The sequence below is a fragment of the Prauserella halophila genome (genome assembly GCF_024171895.1).
Lineage (GTDB): Bacteria > Actinomycetota > Actinomycetes > Mycobacteriales > Pseudonocardiaceae > Prauserella > Prauserella halophila.
Genome location: NZ_JAMTCQ010000016.1, coordinates 52,115 through 78,733, shown reverse-complemented (window position 1 = coordinate 78,733; position 26,619 = coordinate 52,115). Strand labels below are relative to the sequence as shown.

Here is a 26,619-nt window from a genome sequence, read left to right as displayed (position 1 = left end):
TCACCCCTCGTCCGCTGCGGATTCCTCGCCTGCGGTCCCGTCGGCGGCCGCGTCACGGTCCGCGGGCCAGAACGGCTGCAGCATGTGCCAGTCGGTGGGGTGTGCGGCGATGTCGCCCGCGAACACGTCGGCGAGCGCCTGGGTCGCGGCAGGCGCCTCTCCCCGGTTGGCCACCCGGATGCGGGGGTGGATACGCAGGCCCCAGCCGTCGTCGGTGTACCAGGAACCGACGGGCAGCAGTGCCGCACCGGTGCTGGCGGCCAGCCGGGCCGGGCCTGCCGGAAACCGCGCCGGTTCGCCGAAGAAGGTCACCGGGGTTCCCGTGTTCGTCAGGTCCCGGTCGCCGACGAGGCAGACGACCCGGTTCTCGCGCAGCCGCTGCAACAACAGCCGGAACGACACGCTGCCGTCGGCCGGAATGACCTCGAAGCCCAGCGATTCGCGGTACTCGACGAACCGGCGGTACAACGACTCCGGTTCGAGGCGTTCCGCGACCGTCGTGAGCTCGCCGATCTGCTGCACCGCCCACAGCCCGGCGACGTCCCAGTTGCCGGTGTGCGGCAGGGCGACGACGGCGCCGTTTCCCGCGGCCAGGGCGGCCTCGAGGTACTCGGTGCCGCTGATGTCGACCTCGCCCAGCACCGTCGCAGGGTCGGCCGACGGGAGCCGGAACGCTTCGTGCCAGTAACGCGCGTACGAGTGCATCGCGCGGCGCGTCAGCTCGTCCAGCTCGGTCTCTCCCGCCTGCGGGACGACGCGGCGCAGATTCGCGCGCAGCTGTCGGGCACTGTCGCCGCCGCGACGCGCGGCGAGGTCGGCGGCGCCCCAGAACGCCAGGCCCGCCACCGCCTTCGGCAGTTTCGGAACCAGTCGCCAGCCCGTGGCGAAGCCCGCGTCGGCGAGGCGTCCTGCGAGGCCCGTCACGAGCATCCCGCCGCGGCCGAACGGGCCACCCTGACGAGCCGCTGGACCAGCGTGATCGCCGACAACGCCACGAGCAGCCATTGCGACAGTTCGACGGCGAACGGCACCCCGAATCCCTGCAGGCCGGTGCCGGCGAGCGCGATGATCAACCGCTCGGCGCGCTCGATGAGTCCACCGTCGGCCGAGGTGAACCCGGACGCCTCGGCGCGTGCCTTGACGTACGAGATCACCTGCGCGAGCACCAGCGAGATCAGTGCAGCCACGGCGATGCGCTCGTGCCCGGCGGCCATCGCCCACCACGCGATGGCCGCGAACAGCGCACCGTCGACCAGCCGGTCGCACGTGGCATCGAGCACGGCACCGAACGGCGTGCTGCCGCGGGCCCGCGCCATTGCGCCGTCGAGCAGGTCCAGCATGACGAACCCGCAGACCGTGAACGTACCCCACAGCAGCATTCCGGACGGGAGGAACACCAGCGCGCAGCCGAGCGCACCGGCGGTGCCGATGAGCGTCATGGCATTGGGCGTGAGCCCGGCGCGCACCAGCGCCGCACCGATCGGATCGGTGACGCGTGATACCGAGGCGCGCGCGAAGATATTGAGCATCTGGTCCTACGAGGCGTGCAGGTCGGTCCGGGGACGTCGGTCGGTCTGGCGGTCGGGGACGGTGGCCGTCTGCCGGACGTCACATCATCGAGTGACCGCCGACGGCCCGGCGTACCGCCGGCAACCCTATCGACTTCGCGCTCCGGCCGCGGGAACGGATACCCGGTGGGACTGCGGCAGCGCCGTCGAGGACGCTGGTCCGGACCTATGCGGCCCTGCCGGTGTCGTCACCGTCACCGGCCGTCGCGTCCGCGTCCTCGACGGCGAGGCGACGTTCGACCTCGGTGCACCGCGGTGCGAGCCCGTCCCGGATCGTCTCGCTGATCTCGCCGAGCATCCGGACCTGCTCGGCGGTCAACTGGTCGAACACCGCGGCACGGACGGCCTCGACGTGCCCCGGCGCAGCGGCCGCGATGGCCTCGAATCCCGTCGGCGTCAGGTGGGCGAACGCGCCCCGCTTGTCGGTCGGGCAGGCCTCGCGCCGCACCCAGCCCTTCTCCTCCATCTTCGTGACGGCATGTGAGAGCCTGCTGCGCGAGGACCGCGTGGCGATGGCGAGATCACTCATCCGCATCACACGGTCCGGTGATTCCGAGAGCTGGACCAGCACTTCGTAGTATGCCTGCGGCATCCCGGCTTCATGCTGAAGCTGGGTCTCCGTGTGCGCGTTGAGCATGCCGACGGCCTCCCGGAAGGCGCGCCACACGCGCTGCTCGTCGTCGCTCAGCCATCGCGGTTCGTCCATAGGAGCCATCCTACTCTGGTTGAACACTCAACCACCATGCAGTACAGTTATAGTTGAGCGCTCAACAAGGAGTTCCCGGGCGCGGGTCGCGACACCGGGGAACCCGAGGGGCTCGAGCGATCTGCTCCGGATGCACACCCGCAACACGGGTATCCGCATCGAGCACCGCAGACAAACGACAGGCAACACGCGTGTGGAGGACACCACCCATGAGCGCAGCGACGCAGATCCCCGGCTACATCGCGGGCACCTGGACCATCGACCCCGTGCACTCCGAGGTCACGTTCATCACCCGGCACCTCGGAGTCTCCAAGGTCCGCGGCCAGTTCACGGACTTCGACGGCACGATCGTGACCGGTGACGACATCACCGGCTCCTCGGTCGAGGCGACCATCCGGGCCGCCAGCATCAACACGAAGAACGACCAGCGCGACACGCACGTCAAGAGCGACGAGTTCCTGGACGTGGAACAGTTCCCGACGCTGTCGTTCCGCTCCACCGGAATCCGCGCCGCCGGTGAGGGCTACGTCATCGACGGCGAACTGACCCTGCACGGCGTGACCAAGCCGGTGTCGCTCGAAGCCGAGCTCGGCGGGTTCGGCGACGGCATGGCCGAAGGCAGCAAGGTCGTCGGCATCGAAGCGAAGACCGAGATCAGCCGCAGCGACTTCGGTGTGGCTGCCTCGTTGCCGACCGCCGTCGTCGCCGACAAGGTGAAGATCGAGCTCGACATCGAGGCCGTCCTCGACAACTGAGTCCCGAACCCCGGCAACGCCGGGTCCGGTGAGCGACGGGCTCGCCTGCTCGACCGAGCAGGCGAGCCCGTCGCATGTCCACCGCGCGTGTCCTGCGCCCGTCACTGCCCGACGACGCGCGACCGCGGTCTCACGCGAGCCCTCCGCCCCGGAACGTCGTCGCGTGCGGTCCGATCACCAGGCGTCGGCGAGCAACTGCCGGGTCTGGCCGAGCAGTTGCGGCAGCACCTTCGTCTGGCCGACGACCGGCATGAAGTTGGAGTCGCCACCCCACCGCGGCACCACGTGCTGGTGCAGATGTGCGGCGATGCCGGCTCCCGCGATCACGCCCTGGTTCATGCCGATGTTGAACCCGTGGGCGGCCGAGACGGTCCGGATGACCCTCATGGCGTGCTGGGTGAACTCCGCGAGCTCGCGGGTCTCGTCGGCGGTGAGTTCGGTGTAGTCGGCGACGTGCCGGTACGGCACGACCATGAGGTGCCCCGGGTTGTACGGGTAGAGGTTCAGCACGGCGTACACCACGGAGCCGCGAGCGAGGATCAGCGCCTCCTCGTCGTCGACGCCGGTGATCCGGCAGAACGGGCAGCCGTGGGCATGGTCGTCCGACGGCTTGTTCTCGCCTTGGATGTAGGCCATCCGGTGCGGGGTCCAGAGCCGTTGCAGCTCGTCCCGGACCCCGACACCGTCCTGACCTTCGAGTGCGGGTTCGCGGGCAGCACCGCAACCCGCGTCGTGTCCGCCGGATCCGTCACCGGCCAACAAGGGCCTCCAGCGCCTCGGCCGTCGGTGAGGTGTTCTCGCGCCGGGCCACCCAGTCGCTGATCGCCTGCACCGCACGGTCGATCGGAACCCCGTTGACCTGAGTGCCGTCGCGGAACCGGAACGACACCGCACCCGCCTCCACGTCCTTGCCGCCGGCCAACAGCAGGAACGGCACCTTCTGCGTGGTGTGGTTGCGGATCTTCTTCTGCATCCGGTCGTCGCTGGTGTCGATGTCGACCCGGATTCCCTCGGCACGCAAGGCTTCCTCGACGCCGCGCAAGTGCTCGACGTGCTCGTCGGCGATCGGGATGCCCATGACCTGCACCGGCGACAGCCACGCCGGGAACGCACCGGCGTAGTGCTCGGTGAGCACGCCGAAGAACCGCTCGATCGAACCGAACAGCGCGCGGTGGATCACCACCGGCATCTGCTTGCTGCCGTCGGGAGCGGTGTACTCGAGCTCGAACCGCCGGGGGTGGTTGAAGTCCATCTGGATCGTGGACATCTGCCAGCTACGCCCGATGGCGTCCTTGGCCTGCACGGAGATCTTCGGGCCGTAGTAGGCGGCACCACCGGGGTCGGGAACCAGCTCCAGGCCGGAGTCCAGCGCCGCCTGACGCAGCGTCTCGGTGGCTTCCTCCCACTGCCACTCCTCGCCGATGAACTTGTCGCCGTCGCCGCGCGTGGACAGTTCGAGGTAGAAGTCGGAGAGGCCGTAGTCGGCGAGCAGGTCGAGCACGAACGTCAGCAGCGACCGCAGCTCGCCGGGCACCTGTTCCTTGGTGCAGTAGATGTGCGAGTCGTCCATCGTCAGCCCGCGCACGCGCGTCAGGCCGTGCACCACACCCGACTTCTCGTAGCGATACACCGTACCGAACTCGAAGAACCGCAGCGGCAGCTCGCGGTAGGAGCGGCCGCGCGAGCGGAACACCAGGTGGTGCATCGGGCAGTTCATCGCCTTGAGGTAGTAGTCCTCACCCTCGAACGGGATCGGCGGGAACATCGTGTCGGCGTAGTACGGCAGGTGCCCCGAGGTGAAGAACAGCTCGCTCTTGGTGATGTGCGGGCTGTTGACGAACTCGTAGCCCGCGTCCTCGTGGCGGCGGCGCGAGTAGTTCTCCAGCTCGCGCCGGATGATCCCGCCCTTCGGGTGAAACACCGGCAGGCCCGAGCCGATCTCCTCGGGGAACGAGAACAGGTCGAGCTCGGCACCGAGTTTGCGGTGGTCCCGACGTTCGGCCTCGGCGATCCGCTCGAGGTACTCGTCCTGTGCCTCGGCCGACTCCCAGGCGGTGCCGTAGATGCGCTGCAGCTGCGGATTGTTGTCGTCACCACGCCAGTACACCGCGGCGCTGCGGGTGAGCTTGAAGGCCGGGATGAACTTCGTGGTCGGCACGTGCGGCCCGCGGCAGAGATCGCCCCACACGCGCTCCTTGCTGCGCGGGTCGAGGTTGTCGTAGATCGTCAGCTCGCCGTCGCCGACCTCCATGATCTCGGAGGTGTCCACTGTGTCCTTGCCGGACTTGACGTCGACGAGTTCGAGTTTGAACGGTTCGTCGGCGAGTTCGGCCTTCGCATCGTCGATCGACTCGACGACGCGGCGGGAGAACTGCTGCGATCCCTTGATGATCTGCTTCATGCGCTTCTCGAGCGCCTGCAGGTCCTCGGGCGTGAACGGGGTGTCGACGGCGAAGTCGTAGTAGAAGCCGTCCTTGACCGGCGGGCCGATGCCGAGCTTGGCATCGGGGAACTGCTGCTGGACCGCCTGGGCGAGCACGTGGGCGGCCGAGTGACGGATGACACTGCGGCCGTCCTCGGTGTCGGCGGCGACGGGCTCGACCTCGGCGTCGGCCTCCGGCGCCCAGGCGAGATCGCGCAGCCCGCCGTCGGCGTCGCGGACGACGACGACAGCGTCGGCGCCCTTGCTCGGCAGGCCCGCCTCGCGCACCGCGGAACCCGCCGTAGTGCCCGCCGGCACCACCACGCGCTCGGTGGCTTCGGAGGCGGCGAACGACGGCTGGGACACGGTGAACTCCTTGAAACGCATTAACACAGGTACTTGGTGTGTCAATGCTAGCCACCGGCCTTCGGCCGCCGGTTCGCCGCCCGCCGCCTCGGCGGTGGGCCTCAGGCCTCGGCGACGACCTCGTCGTAGGCGAGGCGCGGCAGCCGCTCCTGCCACGCGTCCTCACCGGGCTTGCCGATGTTCACCACGACGAGTGACTTCCACGGCTTGTCGGCGAAGAACTCGGCGTCGACACCCGCCCCGTCGAAGCCGGTCATCGGGCCCGCGGCCAGGCCGGCGGCGCGGACACCGAGGATGAAGTAGCCGACCTGCAGCGAGGCGTTCAGCTTCGCCACCGGCTCGCGGCCCTCGGGGTCGGCGAACAGGTTCTTCACGCCCGGCGCGTGCGGGAAGACCGTCGGCAGGTTCTCGTGGAAGTCCGCGTCGGCGGCGAGCACGACGGTGACGGGAGCCGTCCCGGTCTTGGCACGGTTACCTTCCGCCAGGTGCTTGACCAGGCGCTGCCTGGCGTCGTCACTGCGGACGACGAGTGCGCGCAGCGGCTGGTTGTTCATCGACGTCGGCGCCCACTTGACGAGCTCGTAGATCGCGCGCAGCTGCTCGTCGGTGACGGGCTCGGAGCTGAACGTGTTGGCCGTGCGGGCGTCGCGGAACAGCAGGTCCTGCGCGTCGGCAGACAGCTCGAGCGCCGGTGTGGTCGCACTGGTCGTCATGATGGGTGTCCCCAATCGTCGTCGGGTCATCGTGCGACGTCGTTCGGCGTCGCCGCTACTCACCACAACATAGTTGAGCCCTTGACTACTTCCCGATGTGCCGTATGCCGCACGTCACGTTCGGTCGACGACCCGAACTCGACAGGCGCACCGTTGACGGCGCAACAATCAGCGAAGGGCAACGACGAACGGGCGAGCAACAGCCGTCCGACGTGCCACCCCTCCGCCGACCCCCGAAACACAGTGCCGACACCGAAACACAGCGCCGACACTGGAAACGCAGGGTCCACTCACGAAGCAGGGTCCACTCCGGAAACACAGCGAAGGCGCACCCCGCCGAGCAGGATGCGCCTTCGATCGGGTGCGCGATACTGGGATCGAACCAGTGACCTCTTCGGTGTGAACGAAGCGCTCTCCCGCTGAGCTAATCGCGCCCTGTGTTGTTGTGCGGACAACTGTAGCGGACGCCGCTCGGGGGCCGACAAACGGGTGGTCCTTGAATCCACACGGTGCGCATGCACGCGGAAACACTCCGTAGGAGCGCCTGGACAGGACGGCCGCAACCGGCGCCTGTCCGGCGACGACCCGGTATGTCGTGGACAACACGGCCGAGTCGAGTCCTACCGCCGACGCAGTAAACCCGCCAGTATGGGCGGCGCGTGTGCCGCACACGCGCCGTACGGCCGCCGGAGCGCGGCCGGGGTACGACCGGAAGTGACGGGCACAACACGGCTTAACTCGTCCGAGTGGTCTCGGCGATTACGGCGAGCGAGTTGGGCTTCGGCTGCGTCTCACCGTCAAGCCTCGGCCGAACCGGCCGGGAAGGGAGTAGAAGGGTACGACCATGCGAAACGATCACGTGACGCTCCGGTCCAACGCGGTCTTCGACCTGCTGGCACCGAAAACGCCTCCCGTTCCGGTGAAGGTGGAGCTGCGCTACGACACGACCGATCCGTACGCCGTCGTCGCCGCCTTCCGCACCGGGCGCGCGGGCTGGGTCGAGTGGGTCTTCGCGCGCGACCTCATCGCCGACGGGCTGCTCGCCGACGCCGGCGACGGTGACGTCCACATCCGCCCGTCGACCGAGGACCCCGAGTCGGTACTCATCGAACTGACGTCCCCGTCCGGGCACGCGATGTTCGAAGCGTCGGCCGAAGAGCTCGCCGACTTCCTCGACCGGACCTACGACGTCGTGCTGCCGGGCAACGAGAACCTCTGGGTCGACGTCGACGAGGCACTCACGCGGCTGATCCCCAACGATCTGGGCTGATCACGCCGCCTGCGGAGCCCGGCGACGACACAAAGTGACCCCCGTGCAAACGGCCGTGTGGACGTCCAGTACAGTTCTTCACACACCACGGCGACGGGGGAAACCCCGGGGAATCGACCCTCCACGGAGAGTCACTTCCAGCCGGGAAAATGCGGACGTAGCGCAGCTGGTAGCGCATCACCTTGCCAAGGTGAGGGTCGCGGGTTCGAGTCCCGTCGTCCGCTCGACTGCGGCTACCCGCAGTTGAATCGGGTGCGAGCCTGATTCACAACCGCGGCGGCGTGGCCGAGTGGTTCAGGCAAGGGCCTGCAAAGCCCTGTACGCGGGTTCGATTCCCGCCGCCGCCTCGCGCGATTAGCTCAGCGGGAGAGCGCTACCTTGACACGGTAGAGGTCACTGGTTCGATCCCAGTATCGCGCACCACCTGAAGTAGCAGGTCAAACCCCTGGCAGGGATCATCCCCGCCAGGGGTTTTCCTGTTGCTGGGAGGCGCATTGGGAGGCGATGGTCTTGCTCTGCCTGTAGTCGCCCAAATGTGTTCACCCGAGAACCAACGACTCTGGGCTGCTGACTTCGAAGGACTCACGCCCATACCGCCGCGACGTCGCCGCCGGCCGTCGACGCCAACGTGCCCCGGCTGTGGTCACCGGATGGTGCGTGCTCGTCGACGAGCGCGGTGACCCGCCGGTGTCGGGTTGCGGGTTCCTCTCAGAGTGTGTTGGTGATGCTCGCCCGGCGGCGCGCCTGCTCGGCGGCGACGGCCGGGGTTCCGCGCCATGGCACCCCGTGCCCGGGAATGAGCACCTCGGCGTCGACGCCTGCCAAGGTCTGCAGGGCGGCCTCGGCATCGGCTGGAGCGTGGGCGAAGAACGGCGGCAGAAGCTGAGGACCGCTGACTGGTGACAGGGGGTGGCCGGTGATCAGCGCATCACCGGTGATCACGACACCTTTGTCGGGCAGGTGGAAGGCGCTGTGACCGGAGGTGTGTCCCGCACAGGCGACCGGCACCGGGGTGCCGGGCAGGTCGAGTGCACCTGCGCGCGGGTAGGGCTGGGCGTGCGGGATCCTTACCGGTTTCAGGGCGCCGGCAGCCATGATCCGTGCGGTCCAGCGCAACGCGGACGGCCGGTAGCAGCGTTTGACGATGTCTGCGGGTCGGGCTTGTTCGAGGTGCCCGCCACGGGCGTGGGTGACTTCGGCACTGCTCATGAACACCGGTGTGGCGTAGCGCTCGTGAAAGTGGTTGATCGCCCCCATGTGATCCGGATGGGCATGAGTCAGCAGCACCGCCTGGACGTCCCTGGGGTGCCGCCCCAAGGCTCGGACCGAGTCCTCCACCGCCGAGGTGTCGCCCGACCAGCCCGCGTCGATCAGCGTCAGCTCCGTTCCGTCGCGCAGCAACACCCAATTGACGGCCGTGCCCTCGGCACAGAACACGTCGGCGGCGACCTCCTGCATGTGAAACTCCTGCCTGGCCGGAACAACTGTTCCGACAGTAGCATCGACCTGCGTTAAAGTGGAACGACTGTTCCGCCTTGAGAGGACCGAGCCGCTGTTCTACGCCCAGCCGACGATCTGCACGGAATCGTCACCATCAACGGGGTCACGGTCGCCACCGTGTCCAGCGCCGGCATGCCACACTCTGGGCGAGGTCGTCGCTCACGCCTCCCGAAGCGAACATCTACGTCCCGGCGAACTGCTCGGCACCGGTACGCTGCCCGGTGGTAGCGGCATGGAGACCGGGCGCCGGCTGCGACCGGGAGACACCCTGCTGTTGTCCCTCGACGGAATCGGAAGCATCGAGCACCCCATCATCGACTCATGACCAGCCCCACTCCCGATCGCCGACGGGCACCGACCTCGCGTGAGGCCAACCGCGCCGCCCTGCGAGACCGGCTGCTGGACAGTTCCGAGGAGCTGTTCGCCGCCCGCGGCTACTTCGGTGTCAGCGTCCGCGACATCACCGAGCATGCCGGCACCCGGCTGGCCGCAGTCAGCGAGCAGTTCGGCGGCAAAGAAGGCTTGTTTCGCGCGGTACTTGCTCGCCGTATTCAACCTCTCAACGAGGACCGCCGCACCCGCCTCGCCGCACTGCCCGCCCGAGGGACACGAGCCCGGCGCTTGCGTGCATTCATCGAAGCCTTCACCGAACCCATGCGCCAGCGAGCGGGCCACCCCGGCTGGGACAACTACTTCCGCTTCATCGCCCAACTCGCCAATTCCGGGCATCCCATCGGCCGATTCATCGTCGAGGACTTCAACGCCATCGCCGCCGACTTCGTCGCCCACCTACACACCCTCTTCCCCGCCGCCAGCGAAGCCGCCATCCACGACGCCTACCTGCACCTGGTCGCCGCCAGCCTGCACACCTACTCCAACAACCTGCAACTCGACAGCCTCACCGACGGCCGCATGCACGCCCACGACATCGACGAACGCCACCACGCGCTGATCCACTTCGTCGAAGGCGGCATTCACACCCTGGCCACGACGCCGTCATGACCCCCGGGCAGATGCAGCCGGTACTCGACCGCGCCGCGTGGCTGGACAAATCTCAGCGTGCACCGTCCGGTGGTCAAGCACGAACGCGGTGGCCCCGCCCTCTTGGCGACGTGGGCAGCGAGCTTGCGATGGCTCCGGGCAGGAGCGCCTGTCTCGCGAAGCTCCCGCGAGGCACGGAATCGAGCCCCTCCGCACCCGAAAATCCGCGCCGTCCCATGTTCGATTTTGGGACATGGAATCTGTCTGAGCAGCGCTCAGGATTGTGTGCCGGTGGCAGGTAACACAGAGGCACAGAAAGGCGTTCCGCGATGACGACTACGACGGATACCGCGCCCCAAGCTGGTGACAGCCGGACAGATCTCGAGCTCGACGCGGTGGTCATGGGTGCCGGCGTGGCCGGGTTGTATCAGCTGTACCAGCTGCGAGAACAAGGCCTGCGGGTACGCGCGTACGAGGAGGGCACCGGCGTCGGCGGCACCTGGTACTGGAACCGCTACCCCGGCGCCCGGTTCGACAGCGAGGGCTACATCTACCAGTACCTCTTCTCCGAGGAGCTGTACAAGGAATGGAGCTGGAGCGAGAAGTTCCCCGGCCAGGCGGAAGTCGAGAGCTGGCTGCAGTACGTCACCGACAAGCTCGATCTGGCCAAGGACATCCAGTTCTCCACCCGCGTCACCAGCGCCCACTTCGACGAGGATCGCGGCCGCTGGACCATTCGGACCAGCCGGGGCGACGTCATCGACACCCAGTTCTTCATCACCTGCGGTGGCATGCTCTCCGCGCCCCAACAGAACGTCTTCGAAGGCCAGGACACCTTCCACGGCACGATCTTCCACACGTCCCGCTGGCCGAAGGAGCCCGTGGGCCTCGAAGGCAAGCGGGTCGGCGTGATCGGCATCGGCGCCACCGGAATCCAGGTGATCCAGACGATCGCCGACAAGGTCGGGCACCTCACGGTTTTCGCGCGCACGCCGCAATACACGCTGCCGATGAAGAACCCGAAGTACACCCCCGAGGACCAGGCCGCCTACAAGGAGCGTTTCCAGGAGATCAAGGAGACCGTTCCGCACACGTTCGCCGGGTTCGCCTACGACTGGGAGTACACCTGGGAGGAATGCACCCCTGAGCAGCGCAACGAGATCCTCGAGGAGATCTACGCCGACGGCTCGCTCAAGCTTTGGCTGGCCAGCTTCGCCGAGATCTTCTTCTCCGAGGACATCAGCCGTGCGGTCTCCGAGTTCGTCCGGCAGAAGATGTGCGACCGGCTGAAGGACCAGCGGCTGATCGACATCCTGGTGCCGGCCCCCGATGACTACGGGTTCGGCACCCACCGGGTGCCGCTGGAGCGCAACTACTTCGAGGTCTACCACCGCGACAACGTCGAGGCGGTGTCGGTCCGGAACAACAAGATCACCGAGGTCGTTCCGGAAGGCCTCGAGCTCGCCGACGGCACCGTCCACGAACTGGATGTGATCATCATGGCCACCGGGTTCGACGCAGGCACCGGCGCGCTCAAGCGCATCGACGTGCGCGGCCGTGGCGGGCGCAGCCTGGCCGAGGACTGGAACACCGACATCCGCACGACGATGGGCCTGATGGTCGAGGGCTACCCGAACATGCTCACCACCGCGGTGCCGCTCGCCCCGTCCGCGGCGCTGTGCAACATGACCACTTGTCTGCAGCAGCAGACCGAGTGGATCAGCGAAGCGATCAAGATGCTGCACGAGCAGGGCAAGTCGGTCATCGAGCCGACGAAGGAGGGCCAGGACGCGTGGGTCGAGCACCATGACGAGCTGGCCAACGCGACGCTCGTGCCCAAGACGGACTCCTGGTACATGGGCTCCAACGTCCCCGGCAAGCCACGCCGACTGCTGTCCTATATCGGCGGCGTCGGCACGTACCGGGGAAAGTGCCGCGAGGAAGCCGAGGCGGGCTACCCGTCCTTCCGGACGACCTGAAGCTGCCGGTCGCCGGCAACGCCGGCGTCGTTGCCGGCGACCGGATTCCAGCGGGAGGTGCGGGCGTCAGGCCGTGATGCCGTACTGACGAATCTTCCGGTAGAGCGTTGAGCGGGCGATGCCCAGGGCGGTCGCGGTCGCCACCCGGTTACCGCCCGACTCCCGCAACGCCGCGATGATCATGTCCCGCTCGGTTTCGTCGACCGGACGCAGTGCACTGCGCGGTGTGCTCTGACAGAAAGCCGGCAGATCGTGCGCCTCGACCACACCGACAGGACGGCGGGCCAACGCTTCGGACAGGGCCTGTTTCAGCTGCCGGACGTTGCCCGGCCAGCTGTATCCGCCGAGCAAACGCAGCGCCTCGTCGGAGAGGCGAACATCGCGGCGTGCGGCCAGGTCGGACAGCAACGACCGCGCCAGCATCGGCAGATCGACCCTCCGGTGGCGCAGCGCCGGTACCGTCGCCGACGCGTTGAACATGCTCAGCAGCCGCTCGTGAGCGGCATGCTCAGCGATGGTTCCCGACGCCGTCGCAGCGAGCGTCCGAAGTCCGTCGCCAGACTCCGGCACCGCGGCCGCCAGTGCCTCGACGGTCCGCGCGGACAGCTGGTCGACGTCGCGGAGAACGCACAGCGTCGGTTCGGTCACCGGCTCCGTCAGCCGAGCGATCGCCTCAGCCGGTGCCGCGTCGACCGCGCTGGCCTCCAGCACGACGACCTGTCCGCCGGCGTGTACGAGGCGGTGCACGTCGGTCAGCACGGTGAGTCTTCCAGAACCCTGTTCGCCGAGGACGAGCACCGGGTCGGCCGCACGCACCGCAATGTCTACTGTGGATGCTGCTTCGCGCCAGGCCGGACAACGACTCTCCTCGTCGCGAGACCGCGGTGCCCCGACGACTCGCTGACTCGAGAGCGCACGTCCCGTAGTTGGAGAGCTGGCGGCCTCCCGGAAGACGGAGACCACGCTGACCATCCCCGCGAGCTCCGTGCCGACCTGCACCGTCGAACCACGCAGCCGTACCCGTCGGCCCGAGGGCAGTTCGATCCCGTTGTCCACGGTGGCGCGCCGAAACATCATGAACCGCACATGGTCCTGCACCGCGTCCAGATCGGCCGGGTCGAGCAGCGCTTGGATCGCCGAGTTGGCCATGACGGTCCGCCGGCCGACCGCCAGCACCGCCTGCCGCCCGTGTGCGTCCGTGCGGGAATAGGCCTCGAACAGCGCCTGCTGGGTCTGATTGCGGTCGAGCAGCAGGTTGTTCTCGATCCGTTGCGCAGCCGAGCGGACCAGCGAGTGCATCACCGGCGTCGAGTGCCGGCTGAGGCAGCTGACGTCCAGCACGCCTTCGACCCGCCCCGTGAACGGGTTGCGAACGGGCGCGCCGGCGCACGCGAAGCTTTGCAGGCTGTCCACGAAATGCTCCGCGCCGACGATGTGCACGGAGTCGCCGAACTCCAGCACCGTGCCCACGCCGTTGGTGCCGACGGTGCCCTCGGCGTAGCCGAAGCCCTGCGCGAAGTACACCCGGTCCAACCGCCGGCCGATCCACGAATCGCTGTCGCGGCGGCTGAGCAGCCGCGCCCTGTCGTCGGTCAGCGCGACCCCCAGGGGGATATCGGAGAGCTGGTCCACGAGCTGTTCGATCACCGGCTGCGCGCAGCGCACCAGGCGGGACCCGAAATCCAGATCGGTCCAGTAGTCCGGGCACACCTCATCCGGCGAGACCCCGTACGAGGCGCTGCGCCGCCACGACGCGGCGACGTGATTCGGCAGGTCGCACGGCGCCGAGTTGCCGTTCGCCACGAACTCCACACGGGCAGTGGCGAGCTGGGCGCTCCGGTCCGGGACCTCACCCATCGCTTAGCACACCTCCTTGTGTCCTGCGACACACGGTGCATCCAAAACCAGGGGCCCGTCTGTCCCATTTTCGGACACTCCGCAGCGTGGTACCCCCCACAGGCTGGTAGTCGTCGGTGTCAGGCCCATTTGCGCACCACCGCCCCGGAGAGCCAGCTGCACGAGGAGGACCAGACGATGATCGAGAACCCGTATTACACCCAGGAGTTCCACGGCGACTACGACCTGATCAGCATCGGTCGGCTCGATCTGGAGGAGGGTGGGTCGATCCCGGACTGTCAGCTGGCGGTGGCGACCTTCGGAGAGCTGAACGAGGCCAAGGACAACGCCATCCTCATCACCACCTGGTACTCCGGCACCCATCAGATCTGGCGCGACATCTACGTCGGATCCGAACACGCGTTGAACCCCGACCGGTATTTCATCGTCTGCGTCGACCAGATCGGCAACGGACTGTCCACCAGCCCACACAACGCCGAGCTCGCCAACGCCGAGCTCGCCATGTCGAAGTTCCCGCACGTACGTATCGGAGACGACGTCGTCGCCCAGGAACGCCTGCTGCGTGAGCACTTCGGGATCGAAACGTTGCAGCTCGTGGTCGGCGGCTCGATGGGTGCCCAGCAGACCTACGAGTGGGCCGTCCGCTTCCCCCACAAGGTCAAGCGCGCCGCACCGATCGCCGGGACCGCGCAGACCACGCCGCACGATTTCCTGTTCGGCAAGGCGCTCAGCGAGGCAATCACCTCCGACCCGGGCTTCAACGGTGGTGAGTACTCCTCGAACGCCGACGTCGTGGACGGACTCAAGCGGCACGCCGGCATCTGGGCGGTCGTCGGCCTCTCGACCGAGTTCTGGAAGCAGGAGGTCTGGCGGGCGCTGGAGTTCGATTCCAAGGAAGCGTTCATGGCGGGCTTCCTCGAGCCCTACTTCACGACCATGGACCCGAATGACCTGTTGTGCATGGCGTGGAAGTGGCAACGCGGCGACGTTGCCCGGCACACCAACGGCGACCTGGCGGCCGCGCTCGGCAACATCAACGCACGAACTTTCGTGATGCCGATCAACGAGGACATGTTCTTCCCGGTCCGCGACTGCCGCGCCGAACAGGAACACATCAAGGGCAGCGAGCTGCGCGTGCTAGACGACGTACTCGGTCACCTCGGGCTCTTCGGCGTCGCCCCCACGTACATGCCGCAGATCGACGAACACCTCGGCGCCCTGCTCAACACGTCTGTGTGAAGGAGCAACCGGGACGGGGGCGTTGCCGTGGCCCGGTAGTCGTTGCCGGGGGTTTCACCGGCCATCTACGGGCCGAGACGGCGTTGGCCGTGGTGTCAGGCGGCGCTGGAATGCAGCGCCCGCAACGGCGGAAGATTCCCCCACAACACGCGCCCTGCACCGACGTCCGAGAAATGACGCCCGACCCACGTCGCCGCTTCGCCGCGTTCCCGGGCCCGGTGCGCCACCAGCAACGTACTGAACGTCCCACCGTCGGTCAGCGTCGCACGCGCGGTGCTCAGGAAGCGGTCCCGCTGCTCCCCCATCAGCGTCCAGGGAACCGAACAGACGATGAGATCCACCGGCGGCAGGTCACGTGCACGTACCAGATCCGGCAGGTCGAACGCCGACGCACAGGCCACATCCACGTCCGGGCAGCGGTCCCGGAGCCGAGCCGTCAACGCCGGGCTGACCTCCACCGCCAGCAGCCGCGACGACTCCGGCAATCGCGCCGCGAGCTCCGCGGTGATCGCGCCGGACCCCGCACCGAGCTCGACCACCGTGCGGGCACCGGCCACGCACACCTCGTCGAGGAAACCGGCCGCACAGTCCGTCGCCGTCTCCATGACGGCACCGGCACGGACCGGGTGGCGAACGAACTCACCCGCGAACTGGCCGTGCTCTCGCCGTCGGTGCGCGGTCGCGCCGGCGTGATCCATCCTCGACATCCGGTCTCCCCACCATCTCGACATGGTCGCCATTGTCCATGCCGCTCGCTACGTCCTTCGTAGTTCCCGATCACGGGGTCTGCGACTTCCCGGCCGACCCGGCAGCAGCCGTCTCGTCACGTCGCTTCCGTCACCCCGGCCAACTCCAGCACCAGATCCCGGACGTCCGCGGCGGCGATGCGGTCGCGGCGCGTGCCCGAGTCGCTGCACAGCAACACCGGACCATCGGCAGGGTCGTCGGGCAGCCGTCCATGCGTGCCCTTCACCCAGTGCCCGTCCATCGGCACGACGTTCATCGTGTACCGCAGTCCCAGTTTCTTCTTCACCAGCCCGAGCAGCGCCCGTGCCTTCGCCATCCGGTCGGCCGGGTCGAGCAGCAGCTCGGCCGGGTCGTAGCCCGGCTTGCGGTGGATGTCGACACCGCGCGCGAAGTCCGGCGCACGCGCGTCGTCCAGCCAGTAGTAGTACGTGAACCACGCGCCCTGCTCCGCCACCAGCACCAACTCGCCCGCGCGCTCGTGGTCGATGCCGTAGTCCGCCTGCGCCCCGCGGTCGAGCACCAGGTCCACGCCGGGCAGGTCCTGGCACAGCTTCGCGACCGACGCGACGTCGGCAGGGTCGGCGACGTAGACGTGCGCGACCTGGTGGTCGGCCACCGCGAACGCCCGCGACGTCCACGGGTCCAGGTATTCCATTCCCTCCTGGGTGTAGACCTCCAGCAGCCCGGACGTCCGCAACATCCGGTTGACGCCGACAGGCCGCGACGCGGGCGTGATGCCGTACTCACTCACCACGACGACCGTGGCGCCGCACGCCTGAGCGTCGTCCAGCAGCGGTGCGACGGTGCGGTCGACGTCGCGCACGGCGGCGAGGGCCTCCGGGCTGTCGGGACCGTGGCGTTGCAGGTCGTAGTCCAGGTGCGGGACGTAGGCCAGCGTCAGGTCCGCATCCGGCAGCAGGCGTCGCGACGCCGCGACCACCCACTCGCTGGATTTCAGTGACGCCGTCGGACCCCAGTAGTTGAACAGCGGGAACGCGCCCAGCTCCTCGGTGAGCTCGTCGTGCAGCTCCGGCGGGCGCGCATAGCAGTCCGGCGACTTGCGGCCGTCGGCGTGATAGACCGGGCGCGGCGTGATGGTCCAGTCGGTGCTCGCGCCCATCGCGTACCACCAGCACACGTTCGCCACGCGGTAATCGGGGTGAGCGCGCCGCGCGGTCTCCCACACCTTCTCCCCCCGCACCAGTCCGTTGTGCTGCCGCCACAGGTACACCTCGCCGAGGTCGCGGAAGAACCAGCCGTTGCCGACGATGCCGTGCTCGCGCGGCGGGCGTCCGGTGAGCATGGTGGACTGCGCCGAGCAGGTGACGGCGGGCAGCACGGTGTCGAGCTGCGCCTGCCAGCCGTCCGCGGCGAGCGCGCGCAGGCGTGGCGCGTGGGCCAGCAGCCGTGGTGTCAGTCCGACGATGTTGAGCAGCAGGACCTTGTTCGTACTCATGTGGGCTCCAATCCGGCTCGCCGCATCCGGTCGGCGACCCAGCGCAGTTCCGCGGCAAGGCCGGAGACCAGCTCGGCATCGCTGCCCGGTCGTTGCTGCTGCGGCAGCACCGACCAGGTGTAGGTCTCCATCTCGACGTGGTCGGTCAGCGCGGCCGGGCCGCGGAGGAGGGCGTCCAGCGTCTCGCCGAGTTCGTCCCGTGTGGACTCCAGCGGTGGTTCGGGACGTCGATGGATCGGCACGTGGAAGTGCACGCGCCACGGCCCGGTGCCCCGCAACGCGCGGCGACCGTCAACGGCCTCGGGGAGGTCGTCAACGCCTATGGTTCGGACCTGCAAGCAGTCCTCACGCTCCGCGATGCGCGACGGGCCGCGCTCTCGGACCTGGTGCAGGAACCGGTCCTCGGCGTAGGACGACAACGCCTGCCGGGTGGCTACGTCACCCGGCGTAGCGGCGTGCAGCGCCGCCGAGGCCTGGGTCTTCACGATCGGCAGTCCGGCGTCGGTGAGCCGCCGCACCGCCGACGCCGGGTCCTCGAACGCCACAGCAAGGTGGCAGGCGTCCAGGCACAGTCCGATGTGGTCGGTGTCGATACCGGAGAGCTGTTCGATCGCGTCGTCGACCGTCTCCACCACGCAGCCGGGCTCGGGTTCCAGTCCGACCCGGATCGGCCTGCCGGTCTCTGCGGTCTGCTTGGCGAGCCCTTCCGCCAGCCGGTCCAGCAGCTCGTGTGCCCGCAGGCGACGGTCGGAGTACCACGGCGCCCGCCACGCCAGCGGCACGGTCGAGATGCTGCCGCGCGCGGCGTCGTCCGGGAGCAGCCGCGCCAGCAGGCGGGCGCACGTCAGGGTGTACTCCAGCCGCCGCGTCTCCACCCAATCGGGGCTGTACACCGCCTTCTTCACCACCGGGTCGTGGAACCCCCGGTACGGAAAGGCGTTCAGCGTGACGACTTCGAGGCCGTGGTCGTCCAGGGTGGCCCGGAGCCGGTCCAGGTCCGGGTGGTCGGCGAGGTGCGCGGCCAGCGGGGCGGGCAACCACAGCCCGACGCCGAGCCGGTCGACGTCGAGCTCCGCGCGGATGCCGCCACCGAACACCTGGAGCTGTCGCAACAGGCCGTCGATGTCCTCGGCGGGGTGGACGTTGGTGCAGTACGCCAGGTGGACGCGGCTGCCGTCAGGGTGGGTGAAGCGCATGGCGGGCTCCCCGTTTCCGAACAGATCCTAGGCCGGGCGCTGTCCGCGCAGCACCGAGTTACCCTCGAACGTCTCTGTCTGGTCGACATCGATCGGGTCGAGCAACAATCGTCCACTCTGGCCGTAGAACGCCACCGGGTTCCGCCACAGCACACGGTCGACGTCGTCCTCGCCGAACCCGGCGTCACGCATCGCCTGCCCGGTCTTGGCCGTCTTGAGCGGATCGCTGCGACCCCAGTCGGCGGCCGAGTTGACGATCATCCGATCCAGGCCGTGGTCGGCGAGGAGCCGAACCATGCGCTGTTCGTCCATTTTGGTGTCCGGGTAGATGGAGAACCCCAGCCAGCACCCGGATTCGGCCACCAGGTCGACGGTGACCTCGTTCAGGTGGTCGACCAGCACCCGTTCCGGTGGCAGCCCGGACGCCGCGACCAGTTCCAGGGTGCGGCGGGTGCCTTCGACCTTGTCGCGGTGCGGGGTGTGCACGAGCACCGGCAGGTCGTGCTCGCCGGCGAGTTCCAGCTGCCGGACGAACGCCTTCTCCTCGGCGTCGGTCATCGAGTCGAACCCGACCTCACCCACCGCGACCACGCCGTCCTTGGCGAGGTAGCGCGGCAGCACGTCCAGTACCTCGGTGCACCGGGGGTCGTTGGCCTCCTTCGGGTTGAGCGCGATCGTGCAGTGATGCCGGATGCCGAACTGGGCGGCGCGGAACCGTTCCCAGCCGAGCAGTCCGTCGAAGTAGTCGTAGAACGAGGCGGCACTGCTGCGCGGCTGGCCGAGCCAGAACGCCGGTTCGGTGACCGCGCGGACCCCGGCGGCGTACATGGCTTCGTAGTCGTCGGTGGTGCGGGAGGTCATGTGGATGTGGGGGTCGAAGATGCGCATCAGTCCTCCTGGTCGTACCGAACGCGTTGCTGGTCAGGGACCGTTGCCCCATCGACGTCTGGCCGCTGCGCGGTCAACCGGTCGAGCAGCCACGTCGCGTCGGCGGGGACGTCGCGGCCCGCCGCGCGGCGCTCGGCGGCGAAGCCGTCGACCATCCGGGCCAACTCGGCGTCACCACGTTCCGCGATCCCCGAGCGCTCCGCGATGCCGGCCACCGCTGCCAGCGGAACACCGGTGAACAGGCACTTCAGCACACCGTGCCGCCAGCTGTGCGGGTCGAGGTGCTCGGCCGCGTACGGGCCGAGGGCCGCCGCGATGAGCCGGGTGTCGTTGCCGCGCAGTGCGTCCCCCACCAGGTCGAGCGCTGCGTCTCCCACGTCGAGGTGGTCCAGGGCTCGCAGTACGGCGCGTTTCTCGTCGGCGTCGCCGTGCCGGTACAGCGCGCCGATTTCCGCCACGAGGGCATCGGTGTTCCAGCCCTGCGCGGCGGCGCGCAGCAACGCGACCCTGGCCTGGTCCTCGATCCGGGGCGTGACCATGCCGTCGGGGTCGTCCGGGTCGGCCGGTCCCCTGCCGACGGCGCGCGCCACGGCGGGCAGCAGCACCCCGATCCGCGCCGGGGTGGACGTCACCTCGCCGGTCAGCTCGGCCAGCCTCGCTCTGCCCTCGCTGTCGAGCAGGTCGTCCAGTGATGTCACCCGGTCACCTCCGCCGCGAGTGCCGTTGCCTGCGCGGTACGCAACGCGTCCAGCGAACGTGCGGCGACGGCGGGTGCGGCATGGGAATGCCGGGGCAGCTCCACGCTGACCAGGCCCCGATAGTCGACGTCGAGCAGCGCGCGGAGCGTGGCGGGCAGGTCGACGTCGCCGTCGCCGAATTCGAGATGCTCGTGCACGCCGGGGCGCATGTCGTCGATCTGCACGTTGCCCAGCGACGACCCGACGTCGCGGATGCGGTCCTGCGGCGGGGCGGGTTCGTTGCAGACGCAGTGTCCGACGTCGACGGTCACCGTGAGGTGTTCGGGATCGCCGAGTCTGCGGTGTAGTTCCGTCACGCCCGCGAGCGTGTCGACGAACATGCCCGGTTCCGGTTCGAACGCGCACCGCACGTCGTGGCGCTGCGCCTCGGCCAACACCTGCTCGACGCCGCTGGTGAGGCGCTGCCAGCCCTCCGGGGTTCCGGTGCCCTCGGGCAACGTCCCCGACCAGAACGACACCGCCTCCGCACCGAGGTCGGCTGCGACGCGGATCGCGCGGCGCAGGTAGTCGAGGCGGCGCTCGCGGCCGACGTCGGACACCAGGGTCGGTTCGTGTTTGTGCCACGGGTCCATGACGTAGCGCGCGCCGGTCTCGACGACCACCGCGAGTCCGTACGCGGCGAGACGGCGGCGCACGTCGTCGGTGCGGGCGGCGAGGTCGGGGGCGAACGGGTCGAGGTGCGGATGGTCGAGGGTCAGCGCGACACCGTCGTAGCCGAGATCGGCGACGACGCCGAGGGCGTCGTCCAGGCGGTGTCCGGCGAATCCGTTGGTGCCGTAGCCGAAGCGCAGGGTCATGTCGGCGACACCACCTTCGAGGCCAGCCGCGCGATCGGGCCCGCGGCCAGGAGTCCCCCGGCGAGGCCGATCGCTCCGGTGCCCGCCACGAGAGCGGCGTGCAATCCGATGACGCCTCGCACGCCTGCGCCGGTCGCGGTGCGTACCGTGGCGGCATCCGGGGTGCGCGCGGCGCCGGCCTGCGCGCGGCCGACCGTGCCCGCGTACGTGGCGGCGAACGCGGTGCCGGCGACGGCGCGTCGCCTGTCGTCGGTGGGGAGCGTGTCGTCGCCGCGCCGCCCGCGACGTCGAGGTAACGCGGCCACCGCAGCCGCAGTGGCCGCCGACGCCGTCGTGGCGAGTGCCGCCAGCCCGGTGCGCCGCGATCCGCCGTGCACCTCACCCCTGCTCAGGCTGGTGACACCGAGCGTGTGCCCGGCGACCGCGGAGGCCGGCAGTGCCGCCCTCCGCGGTCGACCCCCAGCTCCGAGCAGCACGTCCAACCCCCGCGCGGCTGCCATGACGGCAGGCCCGGCCGGGGTGTCTTTCGCGGCGAGGTCGTACGTCCACGCCGCGGCGGCGACCGGCACCGCGATCCGCACGGCGGCGCGACCGCCCACGGCGGTGGCGATGCCCAGGCCCGCGCCGGTCAACCCGGCTGCCAGCGCGAGTGCCTCGCCGGGCCGCACCCTCCCGGACGGGATCGGGCGCTCGGGGCGTTCCACGGCGTCCAACTCGCGGTCGGCGTAGTCGTTGAGCGCCATGCCCGCCAGGTAGAAGCACGCCGAGGCGGCCGGCATCGCCCAGCCCCGCTTGCCGTACGGCCAGCCCGCCGCCGCGCCCCCGGCGAGGCTGTCGCCGGGGATGGTCAGTACGGCAGGCAGCCGTACCAGCTCGACTGCGTCCCGCGCCTTCATCGGTCACCTCCGAGCCGCCCACACCATTCGGTGAGGGCGCGCCACTGGCCTGCCAGGTCGTGCCCGCCCTCCCCTGCGGGGTCCTTGAAGAAGAAGCCGAGCGCGCCGAGTGGGCCGGACTCCCCGACCTGGTGGGCGCGCGCCACCAGCCGGGCGAGGTCGAGCACCAGCGGCGCGGCGAGCGCGGAATCGCAGCCCTGCCAGGTGAACTGCATCGACATCCTGGTGCCGAGGAAACCTTCGAACGACACCATGTCCCATGCCGTCTTCCAGTCACCGAGATCGTCGACGTAGTCGATGTGCAGCGGGCCGTCCACCGGCTCGCCCAGCATCTCGGTCAGTCCCTTGCCCTTGGTCGCCGTCTTGCTCGTCGCCGTCACCGGATCGGCCAGTGCCCGACCGTCTCCGCCGCCGAGCAGGTTGTACGACGCCCACGAGCGCACCCGCAGGGCTCGGGTCGCGAACATCGGCGCGAGCGCCGACTTGACCAGCGTCTCACCGGTCTTGCCGTCCGACCCCGCCCACGGCAGGCCCATCCGCTCGGCCAGTTGACCCAGCGCGGGAAGCCGGGGGCCTGGGCTCGGCGTGAACGCGACGACCGGGCACCCCGCCCGGAATGCCGCGTAGGCGTAGAGGGAGCTGAGCGGCAACGGCGACTCCCCCGCCGCCAACGCCCGCTCCAATGCGTCCAGATCGGACAGTTCCGGGGTCACGTCGACCGGTGGCTCGGTGGTGGCGACGTCGACGACGATCACCCGATCCAGCGCGTGCGCCGCACGGAACCCGGCGAGGTCGCGGCTGATCCGCTCGACGGCGTCTCGCTGGGTGCCCTCGTCGGGACCTTCCGAACCGGTGTGCTGCCCGTCGTGCGGACCGCTGCTCGCGACGCCGTGCCGGATGCGGGCGTCCACCCGGGTCAGCCCGTCGTGCACCGCCCGCGCGAGCTCGACGCCGAACACCCCGCCGTCCGCCAACGCCTCGGCGCGTTTCGGCAGTGAGTCGCCGGCGACGTCGTGGCCACCGATCGCCAGGTCGGCCACTCCGGGCGGCCGGGCGGCCGCCACCTCGGCGAGATCCGTGACGCACCCGGTGCGCCGCGTGAGCCCCGCGGTGAGCGCGAGCGCGCCGACGGTAGCGGTGGTGGCCACCGACCCGCGCGCGCCGATGAACCACAGTCCGGTCTTCGGTGCCATCCTCCGGCCTCCCTGGGGTGGTTGGGTCACGGGGAGCGTGAGTCGTTGCGGCCGGCAGACGGCCACAACGACTCACGCTCCGTCAGGAGTGGTGCGTTTACTCCGCCGGTTCGAGCACGACCTCGTCACTGCCGGTCAGCGACGGCAGACCGTCGGCGCCCGGGTCGCTGTAGGTCGCGTTGAACACGCCGTGCAACTCGTCGTGTTCGGGGTCGTGACCTTCCGGCTCGCTGGTCTCGATCGAGCCGGAGCAGCCGGACGCCGTCGTCTGCGGGTGGCCGTGATCGTCGTGGCCGAGGATGTAGGTCACCTCGACCTGCGAGCAGTCCACCGCCTGGTCGTCGCTCACCGAGACCTCGAACTCGACGACGTCGCCGAAGGAGAACTGCTGCCCGTCGACCGGCGTGGTGAACTCGACCACCGGCTCCTGGTTGCCGACGACGATCTCCACCTCGGCGACGCCGGTCTTGCCCCGGTGCTTGCCGCCGACGTCGGTCACCTGCAACGAGGCGTTGTAGACCCCGTTCTCGGTGTAGGTGTGCGTGGGGTTCGGCTCCCGCGAGTCGACCTCACCGTCGGCGTCGAAGTCCCAGGCGTAGCGCAGCCGGTCGCCCTCGGCGTCCTCGGTGCCGTCGCTGGAGAACGACACCGTCAGCGGCGCCTGCCCGTTGTCGACGTCGGCCGTGGCCGCCGCCTCCGGGCTGTGGTTGCCGTTCGGTCCGATGTAGTCGATCCGCGACAGCGCCGCCCCCGGCAGTTCGCCGAAGTAGCCCTTGCCGTACTCGAGCATGTAGAGCGCACCGTCCGGGCCGAACTCCATGGCCATCGGGCCGGACAGCGGGATGGACGACACCACGTCCTCGATGCCGCTCACCGCGCCGGAGTCGTCGAGGTGGAATCCCTTGATGTAGTCGCGGGTCCACTCGAAGAACAGCGGCATCCCGTCGTAGTGCTTCGGCCAGCCGACCGGGGCGCGGCCACGCCGGTTCTTGTGGTCGAAGTCGTAGGCGGGACCCGCCATCGGCCCGATGCCGCCGGTGCCGAGCTCGGGGAACTCCGACGACTGCTCGTAGTCGTACCAGACCTGCGGCTGCTCCACCGGCGGGAGCTCCGTGAGCCCGGTGTTGTGTGGCGACTCGTTCACCGGCGCCGCGCAGTCGAAGGCGTCGCCGGACTCGCCGGTGGCGAAGTCGTAGTCCACATAGGGCAGCTCGGCGGTGGCGCAGTACGGCCAGCCGTAGTTGCCCGGCTCGGTCGCGACGAACCACTTGCCGGTCCCTGCGGGCCCGCGGTCCGGGTCGGCGGTGGCCGCGTCCGGCGAGTAGTCGCCGACGTAGAGCGCGCCGGAGTGGGGGTCGACGTCGATGCGGAACGGGTTCCGCAACCCCATCAGGTAGATCTCCGGGCGCGTCTTCGGTGTGCCCTGCTCGAAGAGGTTGCCGTCCGGGACGGTGTACGAGCCGCCCTCGCCGACATCGATCCGCAGCACCTTGCCGCGCAGGTCGTTGGTGTTGGCCGAGCTGCGCTGCGCGTCGAAGGCCGGGTTGCGGCCGTCCCGTTCGTCGATCGGCGCATAGCCGTCCGAGGCGAACGGGTTGCTGTCGTCGCCGGTGGCGAGGTAGAGATTCCCGTCGCTGTCGAACGCGATGTCCCCGCCGACGTGGCAGCACGTGCCCCGGTCCACCGGGACGTCGAGGACCTGCTGCTCGCTCGACAGATCCAGGGTGTCGCCGTTGAGCTGGAACCGCGACAGCCGGAGCGCGCCTTCGAACGGGGCGAAGTCCTCCGGCGTGCCGAATTCCGGCGCATCGCCTTCATTGACGTCCGGTGTGGACGGATCGTCCACCGGGGTGTTCATCGGCGGCGAGTAGTAGAGGTAGACCCAGCGGTTCGTCGTGCCGTTGAACCCGGGGTCGATCGCGATGCTCTGCAGACCCTCCTCGTCGTGTTCGTAGACGTCGACGTCGGCGGCGACGATGTTGCGGCCGGTGTCCGGGTTGTGCATCCGCACCTCACCCGACCTCGTGGTGTGCAGCACTCTGCCGTCCGGCAGCACGGCGAGATCCATCGGCTCACCGGGGGTGTCGTCGAGGACGACCTTCTGGAACTCCGAGTCCGGCGGTGGCGGCGGAGCTTCCTCCGCCGTGGACAATCCTGGCGCTGTCAGTAACGCGGTTGTCACGGCGGTCACGACCGCCGCGACGGGAATTTTGCGCATGACGAACTCTCCTCGGATAGGTGGAGACCAGACGCGCGGCTGAGGTGACCGCGCGCCACTGGGACGGGATCGGCTCCGGTGACGACCGGCCGATCAACGGGAAGGGGACTCAGAAGCGCAGGTTGCGCAGGTAGGAGTAGCCGACCTCGGAGGTCCGGGGGACGCTCACGTCCGGGGTGTCGTTCTCGACGATGTACTCCCGCACGGAGTGCGCGCGGAAAATGCGGGCGAAGTCGATGTGGCCGGTGCCCAGGTCGGCCATGTCGCCGTCGTGGGCGTGCCGGTCCTTGACGTGGTACTGCAGCACCCGCTGCGGCGCGGACCGCATCGTGTCGATGGTGAAGCCCTCGGGGTCGCTCGCCCCGTCGCCGCTCTCGATGCCGCCGCGGACCACCCAGTAGATGTCGATCTCGAGGTGCACGAGCTTCGGGTCCAGTTCGGACGTCAGCACCTGCCACGGCGTGACGCCGCCGCCGAGGTCGGTGGTGAACTCGTGCGCATGGTTGTGGTAGCCGTAGTGCAGGCCGGCCGACCGGGCCACCTCGGCCTCGTGGTTCATCCGCTCGGCCCATCGCTGCCAGTCGGCCTTGTCGGACGAGTTCAGGTACGGCACCACCATGTACGACTGGCCGAGCGTGAGTGCGTTGTCGATCTTGGTGTGCAGCGCCTGCTCGCTGTCGCTGATGTCGTCGTGGCCGGACGTCGCCGAGATGCCGATGCCGTCGTAGAACTCCCGCAGCTCCCGCGCGGTGCGGCCGAAGTAGCCGAGCGCCTGCTCGACCTTCGGGTAGCCGGTCTCGGCCAGCATCCGCAACGTGGCGTCGAAGCCCGGCTCACCCTGCAGTGCGGAACGCACCGTGTACAACTGCATGCTGATCAGCCCCGGCGGCACCAGGGGCCGGCCGGTGCCCTTGATGGTGGCCTGCGCCGCCGGTGCGGCCACGCCGGCGGCGAGCAGGCCGGCACCGACGGCACCGCCGAGTGCGGTCCGCAACGCGCCTCGTCTGCTGAGGCCCCGCTCACCGAGCGAGCGGCGGATCGCGCTCTCACCATCGAATCCGTAACACATGAACCCTCCTTTTCCGTACTACTTCGTTGGAGACGTCAGGATCGG

24 protein-coding genes and 4 tRNA genes are annotated in these 26,619 nt (G+C 69.1%); 9 read left to right on the top strand and 19 right to left on the bottom strand.

What is annotated here, in order from left to right; all coding sequences use genetic code 11:
* The 3 genes from LY41_RS23135 to LY41_RS23125 all read right to left on the bottom strand — a co-directional run bounded on the left by LY41_RS23135 (position 1) and on the right by LY41_RS23125 (position 2,274).
* Positions 1-924: a phosphatidylinositol mannoside acyltransferase gene (locus tag LY41_RS23135; RefSeq protein WP_253866592.1), complete on the bottom strand. Its 924-nt coding sequence runs from the start codon at positions 922-924 to the stop codon at positions 1-3.
* Complete coding sequence (gene pgsA / locus LY41_RS23130; RefSeq protein ID WP_253866590.1) at positions 921-1,529, bottom strand: phosphatidylinositol phosphate synthase; 609 nt, start codon at positions 1,527-1,529, stop codon at positions 921-923. The genes LY41_RS23135 and pgsA overlap by 4 nt, the downstream gene beginning before the upstream one ends.
* Positions 1,530-1,734: 205 nt before the next feature.
* The gene (locus LY41_RS23125) at positions 1,735-2,274 is read right to left on the bottom strand and encodes a MarR family winged helix-turn-helix transcriptional regulator (protein ID WP_253866588.1); all 540 of its coding nucleotides are present in this window, start codon (positions 2,272-2,274) and stop codon (positions 1,735-1,737) included.
* Positions 2,275-2,483: 209 nt separating this feature from the next.
* Here LY41_RS23125 and LY41_RS23120 point away from each other — a divergent pair, with 209 nt between their 5' ends.
* Complete coding sequence (locus LY41_RS23120; protein ID WP_253866586.1) at positions 2,484-3,029, top strand: YceI family protein; 546 nt, start codon at positions 2,484-2,486, stop codon at positions 3,027-3,029.
* Between the two features lie 174 nt (positions 3,030-3,203).
* On the opposite strand, the gene LY41_RS23115 is transcribed toward LY41_RS23120, so the two are convergent.
* The 4 genes from LY41_RS23115 to LY41_RS23100 form a co-directional block, all read right to left on the bottom strand.
* Positions 3,204-3,788, bottom strand: a complete 585-nt coding sequence (locus tag LY41_RS23115; protein ID WP_301297531.1) for an HIT family protein — start codon at positions 3,786-3,788, stop codon at positions 3,204-3,206.
* Positions 3,778-5,817: a threonine--tRNA ligase gene (thrS, locus tag LY41_RS23110; RefSeq protein ID WP_253866584.1), complete on the bottom strand. Its 2,040-nt coding sequence runs from the start codon at positions 5,815-5,817 to the stop codon at positions 3,778-3,780. The genes LY41_RS23115 and thrS overlap by 11 nt, the downstream gene beginning before the upstream one ends.
* 101 nt (positions 5,818-5,918) lie before the next feature.
* On the bottom strand, positions 5,919-6,530 hold the full coding sequence (locus LY41_RS23105; RefSeq protein WP_253866582.1) for a malonic semialdehyde reductase: 612 nt from the start codon (positions 6,528-6,530) through the stop codon (positions 5,919-5,921).
* Positions 6,531-6,892: 362 nt separating this feature from the next.
* Positions 6,893-6,964: transfer RNA gene (locus LY41_RS23100), tRNA-Val, on the bottom strand.
* 410 nt (positions 6,965-7,374) lie between these two features.
* Here LY41_RS23100 and LY41_RS23095 point away from each other — a divergent pair.
* The 4 genes from LY41_RS23095 to LY41_RS23080 all read left to right on the top strand — a co-directional run bounded on the left by LY41_RS23095 (position 7,375) and on the right by LY41_RS23080 (position 8,223).
* Entirely contained in the window at positions 7,375-7,800 is a 426-nt protein-coding gene (locus tag LY41_RS23095; RefSeq protein WP_253866581.1) for an SsgA family sporulation/cell division regulator, read from the top strand.
* A 151-nt stretch (positions 7,801-7,951) separates the two neighbouring features.
* Positions 7,952-8,024: transfer RNA gene (locus LY41_RS23090), tRNA-Gly, on the top strand.
* Between the two features lie 51 nt (positions 8,025-8,075).
* Positions 8,076-8,147 (top strand) — tRNA-Cys (locus LY41_RS23085).
* A gap of 1 nt (position 8,148) precedes the next feature.
* Positions 8,149-8,223: transfer RNA gene (locus LY41_RS23080), tRNA-Val, on the top strand.
* A gap of 285 nt (positions 8,224-8,508) precedes the next feature.
* Here LY41_RS23080 and LY41_RS23075 read toward each other — a convergent pair.
* Entirely contained in the window at positions 8,509-9,258 is a 750-nt protein-coding gene (locus LY41_RS23075; protein ID WP_253866579.1) for an MBL fold metallo-hydrolase, read from the bottom strand.
* A 58-nt stretch (positions 9,259-9,316) separates the two neighbouring features.
* Between LY41_RS23075 and LY41_RS24150 the strand changes: the two genes are divergently transcribed.
* The 3 genes from LY41_RS24150 to LY41_RS23065 all read left to right on the top strand — a co-directional run bounded on the left by LY41_RS24150 (position 9,317) and on the right by LY41_RS23065 (position 12,260).
* Positions 9,317-9,625: a fumarylacetoacetate hydrolase family protein gene (locus LY41_RS24150; RefSeq protein ID WP_372493348.1), complete on the top strand. Its 309-nt coding sequence runs from the start codon at positions 9,317-9,319 to the stop codon at positions 9,623-9,625.
* Positions 9,622-10,302 carry a TetR/AcrR family transcriptional regulator gene (locus LY41_RS23070; RefSeq protein WP_253866577.1) on the top strand — a complete coding sequence of 227 codons (681 nt, stop codon included), beginning with the start codon at positions 9,622-9,624 and terminating at the stop codon, positions 10,300-10,302. The genes LY41_RS24150 and LY41_RS23070 overlap by 4 nt, the downstream gene beginning before the upstream one ends.
* 308 nt (positions 10,303-10,610) lie before the next feature.
* Positions 10,611-12,260 (top strand): flavin-containing monooxygenase, encoded by a 1,650-nt coding sequence (locus LY41_RS23065; protein WP_253866575.1) that lies wholly within the window; start codon positions 10,611-10,613, stop codon positions 12,258-12,260.
* Between the two features lie 66 nt (positions 12,261-12,326).
* Here LY41_RS23065 and LY41_RS23060 read toward each other — a convergent pair whose 3' ends face one another.
* Positions 12,327-14,117: a sigma-54-dependent Fis family transcriptional regulator gene (locus LY41_RS23060; RefSeq protein ID WP_253866573.1), complete on the bottom strand. Its 1,791-nt coding sequence runs from the start codon at positions 14,115-14,117 to the stop codon at positions 12,327-12,329.
* Positions 14,118-14,294: 177 nt separating this feature from the next.
* On the opposite strand from LY41_RS23060, the gene LY41_RS23055 reads away from it, so the two are divergent.
* A complete protein-coding gene (locus LY41_RS23055; RefSeq protein ID WP_253866571.1) occupies positions 14,295-15,356 on the top strand; it encodes an alpha/beta fold hydrolase in 1,062 nt (353 codons plus the stop codon).
* Positions 15,357-15,451: 95 nt separating this feature from the next.
* On the opposite strand, the gene LY41_RS23050 is transcribed toward LY41_RS23055, so the two are convergent.
* The 10 genes from LY41_RS23050 to LY41_RS23005 all read right to left on the bottom strand — a co-directional run bounded on the left by LY41_RS23050 (position 15,452) and on the right by LY41_RS23005 (position 26,574).
* Positions 15,452-16,063 (bottom strand): class I SAM-dependent methyltransferase, encoded by a 612-nt coding sequence (locus LY41_RS23050; RefSeq protein ID WP_253866569.1) that lies wholly within the window; start codon positions 16,061-16,063, stop codon positions 15,452-15,454.
* 116 nt (positions 16,064-16,179) lie between these two features.
* Positions 16,180-17,559, bottom strand: a complete 1,380-nt coding sequence (locus tag LY41_RS23045; protein ID WP_253866567.1) for an alkaline phosphatase family protein — start codon at positions 17,557-17,559, stop codon at positions 16,180-16,182.
* The gene (gene eboE / locus LY41_RS23040; RefSeq protein ID WP_253866565.1) at positions 17,556-18,755 is read right to left on the bottom strand and encodes a metabolite traffic protein EboE; all 1,200 of its coding nucleotides are present in this window, start codon (positions 18,753-18,755) and stop codon (positions 17,556-17,558) included. Before eboE ends, LY41_RS23045 begins: the two co-directional genes overlap by 4 nt.
* Before the next feature lie 27 nt (positions 18,756-18,782).
* Positions 18,783-19,643, bottom strand: coding sequence for a TatD family hydrolase (locus LY41_RS23035; protein WP_253866563.1), 861 nt, complete (start codon positions 19,641-19,643; stop codon positions 18,783-18,785).
* Positions 19,643-20,341 carry an EboA domain-containing protein gene (locus LY41_RS23030; RefSeq protein ID WP_253866561.1) on the bottom strand — a complete coding sequence of 233 codons (699 nt, stop codon included), beginning with the start codon at positions 20,339-20,341 and terminating at the stop codon, positions 19,643-19,645. Before LY41_RS23030 ends, LY41_RS23035 begins: the two co-directional genes overlap by 1 nt.
* Positions 20,338-21,198 carry a sugar phosphate isomerase/epimerase family protein gene (locus LY41_RS23025; protein ID WP_253866559.1) on the bottom strand — a complete coding sequence of 287 codons (861 nt, stop codon included), beginning with the start codon at positions 21,196-21,198 and terminating at the stop codon, positions 20,338-20,340. The genes LY41_RS23030 and LY41_RS23025 overlap by 4 nt, the downstream gene beginning before the upstream one ends.
* Positions 21,195-22,094: an SCO3242 family prenyltransferase gene (locus LY41_RS23020; RefSeq protein ID WP_253866557.1), complete on the bottom strand. Its 900-nt coding sequence runs from the start codon at positions 22,092-22,094 to the stop codon at positions 21,195-21,197. Before LY41_RS23020 ends, LY41_RS23025 begins: the two co-directional genes overlap by 4 nt.
* Entirely contained in the window at positions 22,091-23,287 is a 1,197-nt protein-coding gene (locus tag LY41_RS23015) for an inositol-3-phosphate synthase (protein ID WP_253866556.1), read from the bottom strand. The genes LY41_RS23020 and LY41_RS23015 overlap by 4 nt, the downstream gene beginning before the upstream one ends.
* A gap of 97 nt (positions 23,288-23,384) precedes the next feature.
* The gene (locus tag LY41_RS23010; RefSeq protein ID WP_253866554.1) at positions 23,385-25,505 is read right to left on the bottom strand and encodes a PQQ-dependent sugar dehydrogenase; all 2,121 of its coding nucleotides are present in this window, start codon (positions 25,503-25,505) and stop codon (positions 23,385-23,387) included.
* Positions 25,506-25,614: 109 nt separating this feature from the next.
* Entirely contained in the window at positions 25,615-26,574 is a 960-nt protein-coding gene (locus LY41_RS23005; RefSeq protein ID WP_253866552.1) for a sugar phosphate isomerase/epimerase family protein, read from the bottom strand.
* Between the last annotated feature and the right edge of the window lie 45 nt (positions 26,575-26,619).